Consider the following 20,223-nt stretch of genomic DNA (forward strand, 5'->3'; position numbering starts at 1 on the left):
CCCTGTTTTTCATTATTTTCTTTTGCATGTTTCTTTTTTCTACAAAATCATTGTTTTCGTTGTTTTTATCATCTATTTACGTATAAAAAGCAGGCTCTAGACCTGCTTTTTATTATTTTTATTTCGATTTAGTCGGTGAAAGTCACACGTGCAATCGCTTTTTTGCCTGACTGAATGATTAAAGTTACGTTTTCTTTTACAGAGTAGCTCATATCAACCACATTCCAGTCGACTTTAACAGCGCCACGACCCACAGCGTCTTTTGCAGCGGCAGCATTCGGGTTTAAACCTGCAACTCGAAGAATAGTTGCAATAAACAACTCGCCACCAAACTCAGCACGAGAAATCGTCACTTCTGGTGTATCTTCTGGTACTTCGCCTTCTGTCACACGATTGCCTGCACTCTTATGTGCATTTTCCGCTGCTTCTGCATCATGAAAACGTTCAACCAATTCAAGCGCCAAGATACGTTTGATTTCTTGTGGGTTACGACCCGCTGCCATTTCATCAAGCAAAACTTTGATTTCATCAAGTGACTTAAAGCTGAGTAAATCAAAGTAACGTTCAATCAAGCTATCTGGCATCGATAGAATTTTTTGGTACATAGCACCTGGGGTATCAAATACACCAATATAGTTACCTAAAGATTTAGACATTTTATTTACGCCATCTAAACCTTCAAGAATCGGCACAGTAATGCACACTTGTGATTCTTGACCGTAACGACCTTGTAGGGTTCGTCCCATCAATAAATTAAAAGTTTGGTCTGTTCCACCTAACTCAACATCAGCTTCAAGCGCAATCGAGTCATAACCCTGAACCAATGGATAAAGGAATTCGTGAATTGCGATTGGTTGATGGTTGCTATAACGCTTTGTAAAGTCATCACGCTCTAACATACGTGAAACAGTTTGTTGGCTTGCCAATTGAATGAGATCAGCAGCAGATTTTTGATTAAACCATTCTGAGTTAAAACGTACTTTGGTTTTATTTGGATCTAAGATTTTAAAAACTTGTTCCTGATACGTTTTTGCGTTGGCAATCACCTGCTCTTGTGATAACGGCGGACGCGTTGCACTTTTGCCCGTTGGGTCACCGATCATCGCAGTGTAGTCACCAATCAAGAAAGTTACTTCATGACCAAGGTCTTGGAAAGTTTTTAACTTATTAATAAGTACGGTATGTCCTAAGTGTAAATCTGGAGCCGTTGGATCAAAACCTGCTTTCACACGGAGTGGGCGATTCTCTTTTAATTTCTTCAGTAAATCTTCTTCAGAAATAATCTCATGCGTGCCTCGTTGAATGAGAGCAAGCTGTTCTTCGGCGGGCAAGAAATTTGACATCACAAAACCTAAACACATCAGTTATTCAATTTGTGCGATATACTAACATTTTTTCAGCATCTTGCAGGGGAAGTTGTACATGAGCGCAATCTATATTGGTGTAATGACAGGCACGAGCATGGATGGTGTTGATTTTGTTGCAGCTTCATTTGAACCTCTGATCATTCATGCGACTTTAACACTTCCATTCGAGCCAGAGTTACGTGATGAGTTAATGGCATTAACATTACCTGATGACAATGAAATTGATCGCATGGGCAAGGCTGATGTGACCTTAGCGCAAATGATTGGTCATGGCATTAACCAACTTATTGAAAATAACAAGCTCGACCGAACTCAAATTAAAGCCATTGGTTCACATGGGCAAACCATTCGCCATCGTCCTGAACATGGTTTCACGCTACAAATCGGCGACCCAAATATTATTACTGAGATTACTCAGATTCCTGTTGTATCAGATTTTCGTCGTCGTGACATGGCGGCAGGCGGTCAAGGTGCTCCATTGGTGCCTGCTTTCCATCAAGCCTTATTCCAACATGACAGTATCCACCGTGTCATTCTCAATCTCGGTGGGATTGCGAATGTGAGTATGCTGCCTGCTAATAATCCTGAAGCCGTTTACGGCTTTGATACTGGCCCAGCTAATATTTTGATGGACGCGTGGTGCCAACGTCATACAGGTCATCCTTATGATGAAAACGGCGACTGGGCCGCGTATGGTCAACCAATTCGTTCATTGCTAGATCGTTTACAAACCCACGAATTCTTTGCAATCGAACCACCCAAAAGTACGGGTCGAGAAGACTTTAATCTTGAATGGCTTGATGATCAAATGATCGACTGGCGCAATGATCTTGATTATGACGAGATCGAAGATACACCCGAAAATGTACAAGCGACATTAATGAAACTCACCACACGTGCGATAAAAAAAGCGATTTATCGTAGTAAAGAATTGATGCCAACGGGTGAAGTTTATGTGTGTGGCGGTGGTGCTTATAACTCGCATTTGCTTGAGCAACTACGTTGGCGTTTACGTAAACATAACTGGTCAGTACAAACTACAGATGTACTCGGTTTAGCACCAACTTGGGTAGAAGCAACAGCGTTTGCGTGGTTGGCAATGCGTTTTGTAGATCAGTTAAGTGGTAATTTGCCAGCCGTAACTGGCGCTGCTGGTGGGCGTATTCTTGGAACGATTACGGCGATATAAAAGAATAAAAAAGCTTCTCAAATAGAGAAGCTTTTTTATTGCAGTATCTTTTTAGATCGAGAAAGATGAACCACAACCACAAGTTGTTGTTGCATTTGGGTTTTGTACCACAAAACGAGAACCTTCCAAGCCTTCTAAATAATCAACGACAGACCCAACTAAATATTGATAACTTAGTGAATCAACTAGCATTTTCACGTCGCCATTGATAAATTCTGCATCATCTTCGTTGACGCTTTCAGCAAAATTAAAACCATAAGAGAACCCAGAACAACCACCACCTGTTACATATACACGTAACATGAGATCGTTATTCCCTTCACTTTCGCGCAATTGGCGAACTTTTTTAGCCGCATTATCCGACAATTCAAGAGCTTGAGCGTTCATGATAGAGAGTCCTCAGAATTCAGTATGTCTTTAAAAAGAAAAGACCCGATATAAGTATAACATACTCATTATCGGGTCTGTATTTGAACTTTAAAGTGCGATTAAAGACTTTTTACAAGATTATTTGTAATTCTCTTCTTGCATACCACATTCAAAATTCTTCGGATTCTCTTTACAACGGAACTGCCATAACAGTTTCATCATGCGTTTATCATAAATTCCTTTTGCTGTCAGGCTGATACGCGCTTCTCGCATAAGTTTTTGATAACCAGGTTTATCCGAGTCAGGAATTTCCATCCAATATTTCTGAGGAATATCTGCTTTCATTTTACCCAAGATTGTAAATGCACGCGGCAATTGCGACTTCACCCACTCTCTTGATTTTTGTCCAAAACCTTCAGGAAACTTGTCATGACGAATAATTAAATTTCCTGTCACTTGTAGGATAGGATAATTTACAATCGCCCCTTTCGTACCTAAACCTTTATGCAGTTCAAGTGGCTTAAATGCTGCAGCTGGAGCACCAATAATATCAACCTGACCATTATTGAACTTAGCACCAAAATTCGTAATATCAGAGCTTACTGCCTGCGCACCTACTTGTGTTGCCATGATTTTTTGTGCTTCATCATAGTCAAGAACCGCAATTTTTTTACCTGCGGCTTTTGCAACAGTGTTGATATTACGATCATTCACCAAAAGATAAGCATCACCGACTGGAATAACACCTACTACTTCGTATTTACCATTGACCATAGCTTTGGCAAAAGTCGGACTCGCCAAGCCCTGCATAATTTTCACAGCTAACTTAAGATCGGTAATCGCACCAATCGCATCTAAAGAGCCTGTGAACTGGTTAAATTGGCGACCGCGCATCCCTGTAATACTGACACCATCACATTTACCTGCTTTGAAGTCCTCAGCAATTACAGCCTCATTTGTGCCAACACGAAGATCAATATCAGCGCCCCAGTTCTTTGCTGCAAGCTGATAATCTTTCATTAGGGCATACACGTCACCGCTCTTACCCACGAGATCAAATACACAGATTGTTTGTTTGGCCTGAGTACCTGCTGACACAGCAGCAATACCTGTTGCGAGTAATAAAGTTTTAAACCATTGCATCTTATTTTTTCCTTTGCATCTATGCTGATTGTTGTGAATATTCTTAAATTCTGAATGCCACTCAATCCTAGATATGGGTCTCAAATGAATATATGTTCCTATTCAATCGTATTTAATCTTCCTGATTAAAAACATATTTTTAAATCTTCACGATTTCATTTGCTTTTTATGTCTTTATGATTGCTATATTTATTAATAAAGACAATGACTTAAATGACAACATAACAAAAACAAAAAGCCTAGAAAAATCTAGGCTTTAAGTATACTTTTTTGCAATTCTGGATTATTCACCAGGTAAAGCACATTCAAAGTTCGCTTTGTCTACTGAACAACGTGCTTTTTTCAATACAGACATCATACCAGCATCATAAATACCACGCTTAGTGAGATCCATACGACCATCACGTAATAATTTTTGGTACTTTAAAGTGTCTTCAGCAGTTAATTTCATTTTGTATTTCGCTGGGATCTCAGCTTCATAACGTTTGATCATCGAGAAAGCTTTTGGAAGTTGCTTCACAAAGTAGTCACGAGATTTTTGACCAAAACCTGCTGGGAATTTTTCTGGACGAATTACAAGATCCGCAGTCACTTGAAGTACAGGGAAGTTGAACATCGCACCATTTGTACCCAAACCTTTGCTTAACTCTAATGGTTTGTACGCATAAGCTGGAGCACCAACCATATCTACTTGACCATTGTTGAATTTAGCAGCAAAGTTTGAAATATCAGAAAGAACAGCTTGAGCACCTACGCGTTGCACCATAATTTTTTGTGCATCGTCATAGCCCAATACTGCAAATTTTTTACCAGCAGCTTTTTCAATTGAGTTGATGTTTTTATCACGTACAAAAATATAAGCAGCACCTAATGGTGTGATACCCGCAACTTCGTATTTGTTACCACCAAGGTTGGTCGTCATTTTTGCAGCATTACGAGCATCTAGCACAAATGTAATTGCACGTTGTGCGATTTCATTGCTTGGCGCACCACCTAAAGAGTCGATAGAACCCGCAAATTTATTGTATGGACGAGCACGCATTGCTGTCATCGCTACAGCAGCACATTTACCCGCTTTAAAGTTATTGTCTGCAACCTGTTCATCTGTCAGTGCAACAAGGTTAACATCTGCGCCCCAGCCTTTTGCCGCTAGAGCCCAGTCTTGCATCATTTTGTATGATTCACCTGACTTCCCTAATAAGTCAAATACACACACGTCTACAGCTGCTTGAGTTGAAGCAGATACACCTAAGATTGAAGTTGCTGCGATAGCAAGTGCCATTTTTTTCATATTTTTCATCCTTTCACAAACTTTATGTTTGTCTCCTTGTACGAAGCAAATATTAATCATGTTTTATGAAAAAAAATAGAGCTTGTACTCTATTTTTCTTTTAACTTTGTTTAATTTTTGTCCCACTTGATGAATTAAACTTCTTTTTATAAACATATTTGTTATAAAAATTTTTCTTTTAGTTATGACCTTATATGCCATAACTAAAAGGATACTTTTATTCTCCGCTTAACGAACATTCAAAGTTAGTTCGCTCGACTGTACAACGGGCACGTTTAAGTACGTTCATCATCGTAGAGTCATATACTCCTTGCTTGGTTAAATTCATACGACCATCACGCAACATCTTTTGGTAGCGCTCACGATCTTCATTAGACAGGGTAATCCTCTTGGCATTCATCCCTGCTTCAAGGCGCTGTACCATCGAGAAATTACTTGGTAATTTTTTAATAAACCACTGTCGTGACTGCGTACCAAAATTAGCAGGGAATTTACTTGGACGAATAATCAGATCACCTGTGATATTCACCACAGGGAAATCAAACAATGCACCATTTGCTAAACCTTTGCTGATCTCTAAAGGTTTATATGCATATGCAGGCGCAGCAATCACATCTACTTTTCCGCTGTTAAACTTTTTCACAAAGTCAGAAATATCAGAAGGAACCGCAACTAAGTCAATGCTTTCAACAATCGCTTTTTGCGCCTGATCATAATGTAAGTAGGCAAACTTTTTGCCTTTGGCTTTTTCGATCGTATCAATGTTTTTATCACGCACAAAGATATACGCTAGACCGACCTGAATAATCCCTGCAACCTCAAATTTATCACCATTTACAGTTGCTGTAAGACGATGTCTATTTCGCTTATCAAGTACATAGCTAATTGCTTTTTGTGCAATCGCATTACTGGTCACTGCACCTACAGCATCAACAGACCCTGCAAATTTATTATATTTACGAGCACGCATTGAGGTCATATAGACACCATCACATTTACCCGCATCAAAATCTTTTTCTGCCTTTTCCTCATCTTGATAAGGAATTAACTCGATATCACCCTGCCAAGTTTGTGCAGAGAGTTTCCATTCTTCAATCAGTTTATAAGACTCCCCAGCCTTACCCAATAAATCGAATACGCAAATTTCTTGTTTTGCCTGTACAGGAGTAGCCACGACAAATAGAGTTGCAGCACTCAATGCCCAAAGTCCTTTTTTCATCTTGTTTTCCCTTATTTGCTGTTTTTGCATATTTTTCCATCAGCTAGAAATCAATATAGTCAGGTTTTGATTAAAAGCCCAGCATTTTTCTCTACATACGTCGAGTTTTTTTTATTTTTGATAATACTCATCACATTTTTACAAATAACGAAATGAGCTCACTTTATACGTAATCATTTCAAGGAAATGATTACGTATTCTTAAAAGAGATTTACTCTCCGCCTAATGAGCATTCAAAACTGGTTCTTTCGACCGTACAACGAGCTCTTTTCAAAACACTCATCATGATCGGATCGTAGACCCCTTGTTTGGTGAGGCTGATTCGACCATCCCTTAGTATTTGCTGATAACGAACCTCATCCTCTTTAGGAAGCTTCAGTTTATATTTTGCAGGGATTTCATTTTCTAGGCGCTTCACCATCGCAAAGCTTTTCGGAAGTTGCGTTACAAACCACTCCCTTGAACGTATACCAAAGTTAGTTGGGAATTTTTCAGGGCGAATAATCAAATCTCCCGTGATATTTACAACAGGAAATGAAAACATTGCGCCACCTGAAGCAATCCCTCTTTCAATTTCTAAAGGTTTGTACGCATAAGCTGGTGCGGCAATCACATCAACTTGGTTACTATTAAATTTTTTCACAAAATCTGAAATTTCAGATGGAACTGAAACCATTTCGAGACTATCTACAATCACCTTTTGCGCCACGTCATAATGCAAATAGGCGAATTTTTTCCCTTTGGCTTTTTCAATGGTATTTAGATTTCTATCATGTACAAACACATAGGCCAAACCAAACTGCAAAATACCAGCCACTTCATATTTCTGATTATCCACAGTTGCTAATAAACGGCGCTTATTTCGCTTATCCAGCGCAAAACTAATCGCTTTTTGCGCAACATGATTACTGGTCACGCCACCAATTGCATCAATCGAACCTGCAAAGCGATTATATTTACGTGCCCGCATAGAGGTCATATAAACTGCATCACATCGGCCTGCATCAAAATCATTTTGCGCTTTGGCTTCATCTTGATATGGAATCAAACGAATATCAGCTTGCCAGCTTTTAGCCATCACAGCCCATTCTTCAGTGACCTTAAAGGTATCTCCTGCTTTGCCAAGTAAATCAAATACACATACTGTTTGCTTTGCCTGTACTTGATTCATCAACCCCATTGATGCCAAAACAGATAAAACAAATAACCCCTTTTTCATTTCGTTACCCTATAAAAATAAAATGATCAAACACACAAAAAATTAAAATTATTCGCCCCCAAGGCTGCACTCAAAATTAGTTCGCTCAACAGTACAACGTGCTCGCTTTAAGACACTCATCATCGTTGCATCATAAATTCCACGCTTGATAAGTCCCATGCGTGCTTCACGTAAAATTTGCTGATAACGGGTTTTATCTTCATTGCTGAGATTTATTTTGTATTTGGCAGGTAAGTCTGCTTCTATTCTTTGAATCACTGCGAAATTACTTTTGAGACGACTCAAAAACCAAGCTCTTGAGTTTTCGCCAAAATTACTGGAGAACTTGTCTGGACGAATGATGAGATCCATCGTCATATTCACTGCGGGAAAGGTAATGATAGCACCGTCATTACCCAAACCTTTATCAAGCTCTAACGGTTTATAGGCATAAGCTGGTGCTGCCATGATATCGGCCTGACCATTGTTAAATTTTTTGGCGATGTCAGAAATATCAGATAGCACCGCTTGACCACCTAGGCTTTTTACAACGATCTTCTGTGCTTCGTCATAACCTAAAACCGCAAACTTTTTACCTTTAATTTGCTCAATAGTATTTAACTTTTTATCTTTTACATAAATATAAGCTAAACCAATTTGTGAAATACCTGCGACTTCAAAGCTTTGATTGCCAATTTTGCTCGATAAGCGATGACGATTTCTTTTATCCAAAGCAAAACTAATGGCTTTCTGTGCAATCGCATAACTAGAAACAGCGCCAATCGCATCAACAGACCCTGCAAATTTATTGTAACTTCGCGCGCGCATTGAGGTCATATACACGCCATCGCATTTGCCTTGTTCAAAATCCTTTTCAGCCTGCGCTTCGTTCTGGTAACTCACCAAATCAATTTCAGTACGCCAAGTTTTAGCCATTAGCGCCCATTCTTCCATGACTTGATAGGCTTCACCTGATTTCCCCAGAAGATCAAAAACACAAACCCTTGCAGCATTTGTCTGTGTACTCATTCCCCAAAAAAATACTGCCCCCAGTGCAAAAAATCCCTTATTCATCCTTAAACCCTGTTGCTCTACTTGTAGTCTTGTTACTTATTTTTTCATATAAACTAAATAATAATCTGATTTACACGACAAAAATAGAGTTTTTACTCTATTTTAATTCTTTCCATAAAACTTAGTTTTAGAATTGTCACACTCGATAAAAAGTTGCATTCGCAGCTGATCATCTTAAAATGCGGCTATCTATTCGCTATTTTGCACACTCATGATCCAATTAGACCAAGTCTCATTACGCCGTGGCGGCCGTGTTCTTTTTCAAAAAGCATCTATGCAGCTTCATCCAGGCTGGAAAATTGGTTTAACGGGTGTAAATGGGGCAGGAAAATCGACGTTATTTGCAGCCCTGCTCGGCGATCTTGTTGCAGATGAGGGAAATCTCACTCGCCCATCGGTGTGGACGGTGGCACATATGGCGCAAGAAATTAAAGCGTTAGAAATGCCTGCATTGGACTTTGTGCTTTCTGGTGACGAGGAATACTGGAGCATTCAAGAACAACTTGCCAATCCAGATCAGTTGAGTAACGATGATTTAGCAAAATTACATGGTCGTTTTGATGAAATTCATGGTTATGCTGCGCCAGCCAAAGCGGCACAGCTAATGGCAGGTTTAGGCTTTTTGGATCATCAATTACGGTTAAATGTTGCGAGTTTTTCTGGTGGTTGGCGTATGCGTTTGAACTTGGCGCGTACATTGATGAGTCGTTCAGATTTATTACTTCTCGATGAACCGACCAACCACTTGGATTTGGATGCGATCCTGTGGTTAGAAGATTGGTTAAAAGCCTATGAAGGCACATTGGTTTTAATTTCACATGATCGTGATTTCTTAGATGCAATTACCGATCATATCTTACATATCGAAAATCAAGAATTGACGCTGTACACAGGCAATTATTCAACTTTTGAAACGACACGAAGTGAACGTTTAGCACAACAACAACAGGCTTTTGAAAAGCAGCAAGAGACGCGTGCTCATCTACAAAAATTTATTGATCGTTTTAAAGCAAAGGCAACTAAAGCTCGTCAAGCACAAAGTCGTATCAAACAACTTGAACGTATGCAGCAACTCGCACCTGCACATATTGATACACCCTTTACCTTTAGTTTCCGTGAACCAACAAAAATGAGTTCGCCATTGCTCAGTCTTGATGGAGCAACAATTGGTTACGGCGATAAAATAATTGCTGAGAAAATCCGCCTGCAAATTACGCCTAACTCACGTATTGGTTTGCTTGGGATGAATGGTGCAGGTAAGTCAACACTCATTAAAACCTTGGTTGGTGATTTACCACTGCTATCAGGTGAACGAAAAGCATCTGAATTGCTCAATATTGGTTACTTTGCTCAGCATCAAATGGATGCCTTAGATGCTAATGCAAGTCCAATGTTACAGCTTGCTCGCATTGCGGACAAACAGATCAGTGAAGCATCACTGCGCGCTTTTCTAGGTGGTTTTGGTTTTAGTGGCGAGCGTATGGATACGCCATGTGAAAGTTTCTCTGGTGGCGAACGTGCTCGTCTAGCATTAGCACTGATCGTATGGCAACGTCCAAACGTGCTGATTCTGGATGAACCAACCAACCATTTAGACTTAGATATGCGCCACGCACTCAGCATGGCCTTACAAGATTTTGAAGGTGCTGTGGTCCTTGTTTCACATGAACGCCAGTTAATCGCCAGTGTTTGTGACGATTTACTGTTAGTCCATGCAGGAAAATGTACTGAGTTTGAAGGTGATCTTCAAGACTATGCGAAGTGGTTACGTGAAGCGCGACAGCAACAGATCAACGCTCAAAACGCTTTGCAACAACAAGCTTCGACTACGCAAGCACCAGTTGTCAAAATCGATAAAGAAGCTCAGCGTAAAGAAGCTGCACGTCGTAGAGAAATGACGCGACCTATTCGAAAAAACATCGAAAAAGTTGAAGCTCAAATAGAAAAAGTACAACCTCGTTTAGCGGATATTGAACACACATTAGCCGATACAGCACTTTATGAAGCAAATCGTAAAGATGACCTCATTAAGCTCATGAATGAGCAAACTGAGCTTAAAGCGAAATTAGAGCAGCAAGAAGAACAACTATTAGAGCTAATGATGGAACTAGAAGAATTAGAAAGCTCTTTCGAAGGTTAATATGATCTCACCTCATCATGTCATGCGAACATGATGGGGTTTTTCATCATCTATGAAACAGCTGATGTTTAAGATACTAAAAAGTACATTGAATACTTATAAAGTTGTCATGAATTTAGCGACAAACTCAGTTAAGGTAGAAACGATAATTTTCTCGGAAAATTGAGCTTTGGTTTCAGGCTCGATATACTCAGCTCCCATTATTGTAAAGTTATAACTTTCGAGCAAATCCTGAGGGTTAAATTTATTTAATATTTTGGTACTTCAATTTGGTGAGTACTCTATTTTTGGAATCATACAAACTGAATGAATTCTTTAGATTTTATTTTTAATTTTGAACATATCCTCCCTGTCTTGGTTCAAGAATATGGTTTATGGATCTATGCAATTCTTTTTCTCATTATTTTCTCTGAAACAGCTTTTGTATTTATGTTCTTTTTACCGGGTGATAGTCTTTTACTCACCGTTGGTGCATTGTGCGCTGTAATTGAAATTATGCATCTTGGCTATATGATTAGCTTACTATTTGTAGCCGCAGCTTTAGGCTATATGGTGAATTATCATATTGGTCGTCATTTTGGTGATCGCATCTTCAATATGGATTCACGTTTTATCAAACAAAAGTATCTTCAAAAAACCAATAAATTCTTTTTAACACATGGCGGGAAAACAATCCTTCTTGCTCGCTTTATCCCCTTTGCTCGCTCCTTTGCTCCTTTGGCAGCAGGCTCTAGCAATATGAATTACACACGATTTGTCCTTTACAATATTTTAGGCGCTTTTCTGTGGATTAGCGTTTTAGTGGGTGCGGGTTACTTGTTTGGACATGCTCTGATTCAAGTCAGTGATTTTGTTGATCCATAAGTTCCACGTGAAACATCTACATTCGATAAAAAAAAGAGCTTAAAATCATTTAGATCTTAAGCTCTTTTTTATAGATCAAATTCAGCAACGTTTTTTCTGCTTCAATGCATACTCAAATTACTTGAAATGTTGATGATATTCATTGCGAAGCTTGACCAACTTCAAAGCCTCAACTTTAGCATCTTCCAACTGCCCTTTTGCTACCAGTGCAGTCACTGCATCAATTTCAGCAATTAGTTGATCTAAACCACCTTGATAGCTTTTAACCTGATCATTTTCAGGCGCTAAACCTTCCAATTGATGCGGTAAAGATGCTTTGGAAGAAACTGCTGCTTTGCGCATTAAAGCAAGCTGCTTATTCGCCTCAGCCAAGTCATCTGTTTGAGCAAAGACAGTCATAGTTTTGGCTAAAACATGCATATCTTTCTCAAGTTGATGTGCAGAAACAGCTTGGCTCAGAAATAATGAACCTGAGACCAAAGCACACATCAATATACGTTTGTTCATGCATTCATCCTTAAACTAAAACAAATCGATTAAGCATCAATATCAGCATTGAGCGCATTTTCTTCAATGAAGGCACGACGTGGTTCTACATCATCACCCATTAAGCATGAGAACATACGATCTGCTTCAATCGCATCATCAATAGTCACTTGAAGCATATTACGGTTCTCTGGGTCCATTGTGGTTTCCCAAAGCTGCTCCGCGTTCATCTCACCCAAACCTTTATAGCGTTGGATCATCATGCCACGACGTGAGTCTTGCAAAATATGCTGCCAAACTTGATGGAAGTTACCGACTTGAATACGGCGCTCACCTTTCTGTAAATAAGCACCTTCTTCAATTAACTTGAACCAGCTCTTCGAGTTTTTCAACAACCGTGCGTATTCAGCAGAATTTAATAGACCAGCATCTAGTAAATACGAGTGCGGTAAGTTATGCACATACACAGTAACGCGTGGCCAGTAATGCGCTGATTTCTCACCTTGCGCATTTTCACGTTCAAATGCTTCTAAAGTGATTTCAGGACGCAAACTTGGTTGTAATTTTTCAATCGCAGCACGTAATTGCTCAGCCCAAGTTTCAACATATTCACGATCATCATTGTGATCTGCTTTAAATGCCTCTAACTCAAGTAAGCCATCAAGCAAGCTTGCCGGATAACGCTGAGTTAAGCGCTGTAAGCTCTTTTGCGAAACCTGATAATCGGCAATCACACTCGCAAGTGCTTCACCTGTAATCGCAGGTGCATCAGCACTAATATGCAATGAAAGTTCATCAATCGCGTTTGAAATCAGGAATGTTTCCAACGCCTCATTATCTTTGATGTACTGCTCATGCTTGCCTTTCTTCAACTTGTACAAAGGTGGTTGCGCGATATAAATATAACCACGTTCAACCAGCTCAGGCATTTGACGGAAGAAGAAGGTCAATAGCAAGGTACGAATATGTGAACCATCCACGTCCGCATCGGTCATGATAATGATTTTGTGATAACGTAATTTGTCTGGGTTGTATTCTTCACGTCCGATACCACAACCCAAAGCAGTAATTAAAGTACCCACTTCCTGACTGGAAATCATCTTGTCAAAGCGTGCACGTTCAACGTTCAAAATCTTACCTTTCAACGGTAAAATGGCCTGCATTTTACGGTTACGACCTTGTTTCGCACTACCGCCCGCAGAGTCACCCTCGACCAGATACAGTTCAGACAATGCTGGATCTTTTTCCTGACAGTCGGCCAATTTCCCTGGTAAACCTGCAATATCTAATGCACTCTTACGACGAGTCATTTCACGCGCTTTACGAGCAGCATCGCGAGCGCGTGCTGCATCAATAATTTTGCCTGCAATCGACTTAGCAGCCTGTGGGTTTTCAAGCAAATAAGCTGAAAACTCTTTGTTCATTGCCTGTTCAACAGCAGGTTTCACTTCACTCGACACCAATTTTTCTTTGGTTTGCGAAGAGAATTTTGGATCTGGCACTTTGACTGAAATAATTGCAGTTAAACCTTCACGCGCATCATCACCCGTGACTGCCACTTTTTCTTTTTTCAGTAAGCTTTCATTTTCCATGTAGCTGTTTAAGCCACGGGTCAATGCAGCACGGAAACCTGCAAGGTGTGTACCACCATCTTTTTGTGGAATATTATTGGTAAAGCAACGGACATTCTCTTGATAGCTATCATTCCACTGTAATGCGACTTCGACACCAATGCCGTTGTCTGCATCTGTAGTGAAGTGGAAGATGTCATTCAGATGGGTTTTACCTTCGTTAATATATTTAACGAACTCAGATAAACCACCTTCATAATCATAGATATGTTCGAGGTTCACGCGTTCATCACGCAGTACGATACGTACACCAGCATTCAAGAAAGAAAGTTCTCTTAAACGACGAGCCAAGATATCAACACTGAAAATCGTTTGGCTAAAGGTCAATTCACTCGGCCAGAAACGAACGGTTGTTCCCGATGTATCAGTTTCACCCACAACTTTTAAAGGATATTGTGGATCACCATGCGCGTATTCTTGCTCATGGATTTGCCCAGCACGATGAATCGTCAAATGCAATTTTTTAGAGAGCGCATTTACAACAGAAACACCTACCCCGTGTAAACCACCCGATACTTTATAGCTGTTGTCATCGAACTTACCACCCGCATGCAGAATGGTCAAAATCACCTCTGCTGCAGATACCCCCTCTTCAGGGTGAATGTCAGTTGGAATCCCACGGCCATTATCTGACACACTGACAGATTCATCTTCATGAATCGTCACAAGGATCTCATCACAGTGTCCAGCTAAAGCTTCATCGATGGCATTATCTACCACCTCAAACACCATATGGTGCAAACCTGTTCCGTCATCGGTGTCACCGATATACATCCCAGGGCGTTTACGAACCGCGTCTAATCCACGTAATACTTTAATACTAGAGGAATCATAAGCCTTTTCATTTGTTTGTTCTGTTTGAGAGACTGATTGAGACTCTGAACTCATGGTTACTCCCTAGTAAATATCTAATCTATCCAAAGATGAGGAAATAAAATTATGGCGCAGCAAGACTGACTTGACCGTGAACAACATGGAACAATTGAAAAGAAATCGACAAATCATGTAAGTGTTTTAATACCGACGCATGGTCTAAGGTTGTCATAAAAACCTGACTTCCTAACTGACTCAGTCGCTCAATTAAACGTTGCTGTGCAGCTAAATCTAACTCTGCTGTCAGATCATCTAATAATACCACAGTTTCCTTATTACTCGCATGCAGCATTGCAATTTGTGACAGTTTTAATGCCATGATTAACAACTTTTTTTGCCCCCGAGATAACACATCATCAGCGTTACCAAAAGGGGTTTTTAAACGCAGATCTGCCCGATGTGGACCATACTCGGTATAACGTCGATCTAGATCTTTTTGATGCTGTTGAATGAGATCTTGGAGTAATCCTTGCTCAGTGTGAAATCCAGCACTGTACTCCAACTCAATTTCAAGATTTGGCAATAACTGTTGTAAATCTTCTTGGAAAAACTGATTCCATTGTTCCACAATTCCCACACGCTGTGAGTGCAAAATTTCGCCATAGTCACTAAGCATTTTATTCCACGGCTCTAAATCAACCAGACTTAAATTACGCCGTGTTTTGAGTAAACTATTTCGTTGCTTTAATGCACGTGAATAATATTGCCATGCAAAATAAAATTCAGGTTCCACGTGGAACATCAACCAATCTAGTAACTGCCGTCTTGGTTTTGCACCATGATCGATAATATCGGTACTTTGCGGATCAATATGCTGAAGAGGCAGTAACTTTGCGAGCTGCCCTTGTGTCGCAATCGTATCGCCATTGACTTTGATGAGCTGCTCACCAGACACAAGCTTCTGCATTCCGATTCGTTCATTCGCTGATTGCGCAAAAACAATGGCATCTGCAGCATCGTATTGGATGTAATGTTTGGGAATATGGGTGCGAAACGATCGACCTGTCGCCAATAAATGAATTGACTCTAAAATAGAGGTCTTTCCAGAACCATTTGCACCATAAAAAATATTAAACGGTTGCAACTCATTGAGTGCAACCGCTTTTAGATTCCGTACACGTTCGATATTTAAACGCGTGATTTGCATGATTTAGACTCGAATCATCAATACAAATTAAACTCGCATTGGCATCACAACATAAGTTTGATCTGGATGTGCAGGATCCTGAACCAACACAGATTGATTGGCTTCAGTCATGCTCATTTTCACATCATCACCATCTAAAACGCTTAAAACATCAAGGATATACTGTGCATTAAATGACATTTCTAATGGCGCATCTTGATATTGGATCGCTAAATCTTCAACCGCTTCGTCTTGCTCAGGGTTATTCGCTCGGAGTTGCAACGAATCTTGATTAAAGTTTAAGAAAACACCACGTAATTTTTCATTACTTAGAATTGCAACACGTTGCAATGATTGCTTAAATACATCATGCGCGATAAACACATGCTTATCCCCGCCTTTAGGAATGACACGGCGATAATCTGGGAATTTACCATCGATCAATTTAGTCGTGAAACGCACAACAATATCACCCTGTTCTTTATCACGGCTTGGAGTATTAATCGTGACATTCAACAATTCACGACCAATTAATAAAGTGAGTTGTTCGTCTTCAATACTGAGCAAACGCTGTAATTCACCCACCGCTTTACGGGGAACAATCGCTTGAATCGGAGCTGATGCAGTTGATGAAGCCAACACTTCACACAAAGCTAAACGATGACCATCTGTCGTCACTGTACGCAATTGATTTTGATCAATTTCTAACAATGTACCAGTCAAATAAAAACGTACATCCTGAACCGCCATTGCAAACGCTGTTTTTTCAAATAAACGTTTTAATTCACGCTGAGTGACTTGAACTTGTGTACCCTGACTGTTTTCAGTGGTGAGTAATGGATAATCTTCTGCAGGCAATGTACCTAAAACAAAACGGCTATTCCCTGACTTTAAAATACAACGCTGATCTTCTGTGATTTGCAAATCGATCAAGGCAGCAGTAGGCAGAGATTTACAAATTTCAACCAACTTACGTGCAGGTACAGTCGTTTCACCCGCTTCTAAGCAAGCACCTTCTGCTAAGGTAGTACTTGCAACCAATTCAACTTCCAAGTCAGAACCAGTAATGGTCAAAGCTTGTTGCGTAGTTTGAATTTTTACGTTTGAAAGAATGTTCAAAGTATGACGGCGTTCAACAGCCCCCACCACATGTGATAGAACATTGAGTAAACTTTCTTTAGCGATTTTCAAACGCACGATTTTTTCCTCTTACAACGGAAGCTGAATATGAATGTTAGCAGTGTACTATGCTGCACTTAAAAGCAGTTTGCAACTCTGAAAAATAGATTAACTTTGTAACAAGCGAAGTAAATTTTTATAGTCTTCATTAAAAATAGGATCTTCTTCCCGCAAGCTCACTACTTTTTCACAGGCATGCATCACCGTACTGTGATCACGTCCACCAAATGCCATACCAATTTCAGGGAAACTATCCCCTGTTAATTCTCGAGCCAAACCCATCGCCAACTGACGTGGACGTGCATAAATACGAGTTCGTTTAGGCCCTGTTAACTCTTTCAGCGGAATACGGAAATATTCGCTGACCACACGCTGGATATTTTCAACACTAATCGTTCGTGCACGAATCGCCAGAACATCTTTTAAAGATTCACGCACCACATCCAGATCAATCGCAGTACCTTTAAAACGTGAAATCGCGACCACTTTATTTAAAGCACCTTCAAGTTCACGAACGTTCGCAACCACTTGTTGAGCAATAAATAATGCACAATTTCGAGGTAAATCCACGCCACTATTTTCTGCTTTCTTTAATAAAATTTCGATACGAGTTTCAATATCTGGTGGCTCAACACCAACTGATAACCCCCAAGAGAATCGAGAAACTAGACGCGGATCAAGTTCGGTGAGTTCTTTTGGATAACGGTCTGATGTCAAGATAATTTGCTTAGATTCATCAAGTAAAGCATTGAAAGTATAGAAAAACTCAACGAGACTCGCTTCTTTTCCTGCGAGTAAATGAATATCATCCACCAATAATAAATCTAATGAACGGCAATTTTTCTTAAATTCTTCAACCTTGCCTTTTTGCAATGAGCTCACAAAATCTTGAACAAAACTTTCTGAAGTCATGTACATCACACGCGCATTTGGTTTTGCCTGTAATAAAGCATTACCAACGGCTTGCATTAAGTGCGTTTTACCAAGACCTGTAGGACCGTATAAAAATAAAGGGTTATGCTGAGATGCTCCCAGTTGCGTCAACACCTTGCGACAAGTTTCCGCAGCCATTTGGTTGGAACGACCTTCGACAAACAAAGAAAAAGTAAACAATGGGTTTAACTGTCTTTTCTTTGGAATTTTGCTGACGTTTTGACTTGGTTGGACTAAATCAGGTTCTTTTTTGGCTTTAGTTTGTATTGATGGTGGCGGTGTTGAACTTAGAGCGGCAGTTGTAGTCGCAGGTTGCTCATTAGACGACAAAATCGTTCCTGGGCGAGAATCCACCAAAATTTCGACTTGACGAACGCGACCTTCAGAAAGTTGTTCAGCAAGAATAGAAATTAACTCTAAATGATTGTCTTGAATATAGCGGGTCCAATAAGGGTTAGGTGCATATAAACGCATCACACCATCAACCTCTTCAGCAACCAAAGGACGAATCCACATTGCAAAGACGTTATCAGAGAGCTCTTGTCGCAAGCGAGTTAAGCAGTCTGTCCAAAGCATGTGCATCCCCTATCTATCCATTTTTTAAATTCAAAAAATAAAAACCACGCACCCTCATCTTTCAAAGGGGTCGCCATTCTAACCAAGTTATCCACATCTGTCAGGCAAATTTATAGAACTTTCGCTGAAAAATAAAACATTCGTTAATAAATTTAAATTTAAAAGCACATGTGCATAACTTTTTGCAGAAGCTGTGGATAGTTTTGCACTTCAAGTTATCCACAATCCATAAAGGCAATAAAAACACCATTATCCACAAGCTAAACGCATGTTTGTTTTTAAAAAAAGTTAACTTTCCACAGAATAAATCCACACTAATAAGAATAAATTTAAATTTTAAAATTTGAATTTACTTATAAGGATGATTCGAATTGTGGATAACTGAGCATATCGAAATTTAAATTCAAAATCCAAGAAATAAATTTAAACTGAGAGGTATGTTGTTGATAACAATGTTTATAGGCTGTGAATATAAATGAATTGCGATATAATTTAAATAGATAGCTTGTGTATATTTTTTGTTGCTACTTAAATTATAGAAAATGAGAGAGTTGTAGTTGGTTCAAAACAGCACAAACAAAATGTAAAGTTTTTGATTTTTCATTGACAGCGTAAACATTGCACAATAAAATCGCGGACCTTTATAGAAAGATCATTTTGGGAGTTTCGATATGAAACGTACTTTCCAACCATCTGAATTAAAGCGTAAACGCGTTCATGGTTTCCGTGCTCGTATGGCAACTAAAGCTGGTCGTCAAGTTTTAGCTCGTCGTCGTGCGAAAGGTCGTCATAGCTTAACTGTTTAATTACTGTTAAGTAGACCAGACTTGGGTGATGACACTTTACAGTTTTGGCACTGAATCTCGTATTCGTTGTGCTGCAGATTATAAAAGCGTATTTGATGGTGCGCTTTTTAAAGTGCATCAACCCCATTTCCTATTTTTAGCAAAATTAACCGAGCAGCCTAAAAGCCGTTTGGGTATTGTCGTTGCTAAAAAAAAGGTACGTCGTGCACATGAGCGAAATCGAATAAAACGTCTTGCTCGAGAGAGCTTTCGTTTACATCAAGCGCAATTTAATGCTGATATCGATATTGTAGTGATGCCTAAAGTTGGTATAGAAGCAATCGCAAATAAAGAATTACATCAACAATTAGATTTTGCTTGGCAAAAATTACAACGTTTAGCAAAGAAGCATTCTAAAGTCGTTGTGGCACCCCTCCAAAATTAGAGAATCTCTAATGGTACGTTTACTGCATTGGTTGATCAGATGTTACCAAATCGCAATTAGTCCATTATTGGGTCCTCGTTGTCGCTATATTCCCACTTGCTCACAATATGCAATTGAAGCATTGCAAACACATGGTGCAGTAAAAGGTGTATGGCTATCAACGAAACGCGTCTGTCGTTGTCATCCTTGGGGCGGTTCTGGATATGATCCTGTGCCACCAAAAGCACTTCGTTTTATTTCGTTTCATCAAATAGATTCTCAAAAGCATCACGTTGCTGTACCCTTTCGTGATCGTTTATTCAAGCAAAATCTCTTTAATCATTTGGGATAATAGA

At 39.6% G+C, this 20,223-nt stretch carries 18 protein-coding genes; 6 read left to right on the top strand and 12 right to left on the bottom strand.

The window, feature by feature from the left end; genetic code table 11:
• Positions 1-128: 128 nt before the first annotated feature.
• Positions 129-1,361: a tyrosine--tRNA ligase gene (gene tyrS / locus ACT4_RS10585; protein WP_007482103.1), complete on the bottom strand. Its 1,233-nt coding sequence runs from the start codon at positions 1,359-1,361 to the stop codon at positions 129-131.
• A gap of 61 nt (positions 1,362-1,422) precedes the next feature.
• Here tyrS and ACT4_RS10590 point away from each other — a divergent pair, with 61 nt between their 5' ends.
• Complete coding sequence (locus tag ACT4_RS10590) at positions 1,423-2,556, top strand: anhydro-N-acetylmuramic acid kinase (protein ID WP_007482104.1); 1,134 nt, start codon at positions 1,423-1,425, stop codon at positions 2,554-2,556.
• Positions 2,557-2,607: 51 nt separating this feature from the next.
• On the opposite strand, the gene erpA is transcribed toward ACT4_RS10590, so the two are convergent.
• The 6 genes from erpA to ACT4_RS10620 all read right to left on the bottom strand — a co-directional run bounded on the left by erpA (position 2,608) and on the right by ACT4_RS10620 (position 8,850).
• On the bottom strand, positions 2,608-2,943 hold the full coding sequence (gene erpA, locus ACT4_RS10595) for an iron-sulfur cluster insertion protein ErpA (RefSeq protein ID WP_004882264.1): 336 nt from the start codon (positions 2,941-2,943) through the stop codon (positions 2,608-2,610).
• Positions 2,944-3,063: 120 nt separating this feature from the next.
• Entirely contained in the window at positions 3,064-4,068 is a 1,005-nt protein-coding gene (locus ACT4_RS10600; RefSeq protein ID WP_004882262.1) for a putative solute-binding protein, read from the bottom strand.
• 283 nt (positions 4,069-4,351) lie between these two features.
• Positions 4,352-5,359 (bottom strand): putative solute-binding protein, encoded by a 1,008-nt coding sequence (locus ACT4_RS10605; protein ID WP_004882261.1) that lies wholly within the window; start codon positions 5,357-5,359, stop codon positions 4,352-4,354.
• A 217-nt stretch (positions 5,360-5,576) separates the two neighbouring features.
• The gene (locus ACT4_RS10610; RefSeq protein WP_007482105.1) at positions 5,577-6,578 is read right to left on the bottom strand and encodes a putative solute-binding protein; all 1,002 of its coding nucleotides are present in this window, start codon (positions 6,576-6,578) and stop codon (positions 5,577-5,579) included.
• 211 nt (positions 6,579-6,789) lie between these two features.
• On the bottom strand, positions 6,790-7,797 hold the full coding sequence (locus tag ACT4_RS10615; protein ID WP_004882258.1) for a putative solute-binding protein: 1,008 nt from the start codon (positions 7,795-7,797) through the stop codon (positions 6,790-6,792).
• A gap of 48 nt (positions 7,798-7,845) precedes the next feature.
• On the bottom strand, positions 7,846-8,850 hold the full coding sequence (locus tag ACT4_RS10620; protein WP_007482106.1) for a putative solute-binding protein: 1,005 nt from the start codon (positions 8,848-8,850) through the stop codon (positions 7,846-7,848).
• Between the two features lie 211 nt (positions 8,851-9,061).
• Here ACT4_RS10620 and ACT4_RS10625 point away from each other — a divergent pair, with 211 nt between their 5' ends.
• Together ACT4_RS10625 and ACT4_RS10630 are read left to right on the top strand one after the other, a co-directional pair.
• On the top strand, positions 9,062-10,990 hold the full coding sequence (locus ACT4_RS10625; RefSeq protein WP_007482107.1) for an ATP-binding cassette domain-containing protein: 1,929 nt from the start codon (positions 9,062-9,064) through the stop codon (positions 10,988-10,990).
• 306 nt (positions 10,991-11,296) lie between these two features.
• Entirely contained in the window at positions 11,297-11,854 is a 558-nt protein-coding gene (locus tag ACT4_RS10630; protein ID WP_004882253.1) for a VTT domain-containing protein, read from the top strand.
• 117 nt (positions 11,855-11,971) lie between these two features.
• Here ACT4_RS10630 and cybC read toward each other — a convergent pair whose 3' ends face one another.
• The 5 genes from cybC to dnaA form a co-directional block, all read right to left on the bottom strand.
• A complete protein-coding gene (cybC, locus tag ACT4_RS10635; protein WP_007482110.1) occupies positions 11,972-12,361 on the bottom strand; it encodes a cytochrome b562 in 390 nt (129 codons plus the stop codon).
• A gap of 29 nt (positions 12,362-12,390) precedes the next feature.
• Positions 12,391-14,859, bottom strand: a complete 2,469-nt coding sequence (gene gyrB, locus ACT4_RS10640) for a DNA topoisomerase (ATP-hydrolyzing) subunit B (protein WP_004882250.1) — start codon at positions 14,857-14,859, stop codon at positions 12,391-12,393.
• Between the two features lie 49 nt (positions 14,860-14,908).
• On the bottom strand, positions 14,909-15,991 hold the full coding sequence (recF, locus tag ACT4_RS10645) for a DNA replication/repair protein RecF (protein ID WP_007482111.1): 1,083 nt from the start codon (positions 15,989-15,991) through the stop codon (positions 14,909-14,911).
• A gap of 27 nt (positions 15,992-16,018) precedes the next feature.
• A complete protein-coding gene (gene dnaN, locus ACT4_RS17530; RefSeq protein ID WP_004882247.1) occupies positions 16,019-17,167 on the bottom strand; it encodes a DNA polymerase III subunit beta in 1,149 nt (382 codons plus the stop codon).
• A 90-nt stretch (positions 17,168-17,257) separates the two neighbouring features.
• The gene (gene dnaA / locus ACT4_RS10655; protein ID WP_004882244.1) at positions 17,258-18,658 is read right to left on the bottom strand and encodes a chromosomal replication initiator protein DnaA; all 1,401 of its coding nucleotides are present in this window, start codon (positions 18,656-18,658) and stop codon (positions 17,258-17,260) included.
• A gap of 671 nt (positions 18,659-19,329) precedes the next feature.
• Between dnaA and rpmH the strand changes: the two genes are divergently transcribed.
• From rpmH to yidD, 3 genes are read left to right on the top strand one after another with little or no spacing between them, the layout of a single operon-like run.
• A complete protein-coding gene (rpmH, locus tag ACT4_RS10660) occupies positions 19,330-19,464 on the top strand; it encodes a 50S ribosomal protein L34 (protein ID WP_000831329.1) in 135 nt (44 codons plus the stop codon).
• Between the two features lie 28 nt (positions 19,465-19,492).
• Complete coding sequence (gene rnpA, locus ACT4_RS10665) at positions 19,493-19,888, top strand: ribonuclease P protein component (RefSeq protein WP_019385918.1); 396 nt, start codon at positions 19,493-19,495, stop codon at positions 19,886-19,888.
• Between the two features lie 10 nt (positions 19,889-19,898).
• The gene (gene yidD / locus ACT4_RS10670) at positions 19,899-20,219 is read left to right on the top strand and encodes a membrane protein insertion efficiency factor YidD (RefSeq protein WP_004882239.1); all 321 of its coding nucleotides are present in this window, start codon (positions 19,899-19,901) and stop codon (positions 20,217-20,219) included.
• The last annotated feature ends 4 nt before the right edge of the window (positions 20,220-20,223 follow it).

The sequence above is a fragment of the Acinetobacter sp. NBRC 100985 genome, assembly GCF_000241225.1.
Taxonomy (GTDB): Bacteria; Pseudomonadota; Gammaproteobacteria; order Pseudomonadales; family Moraxellaceae; genus Acinetobacter; species Acinetobacter venetianus.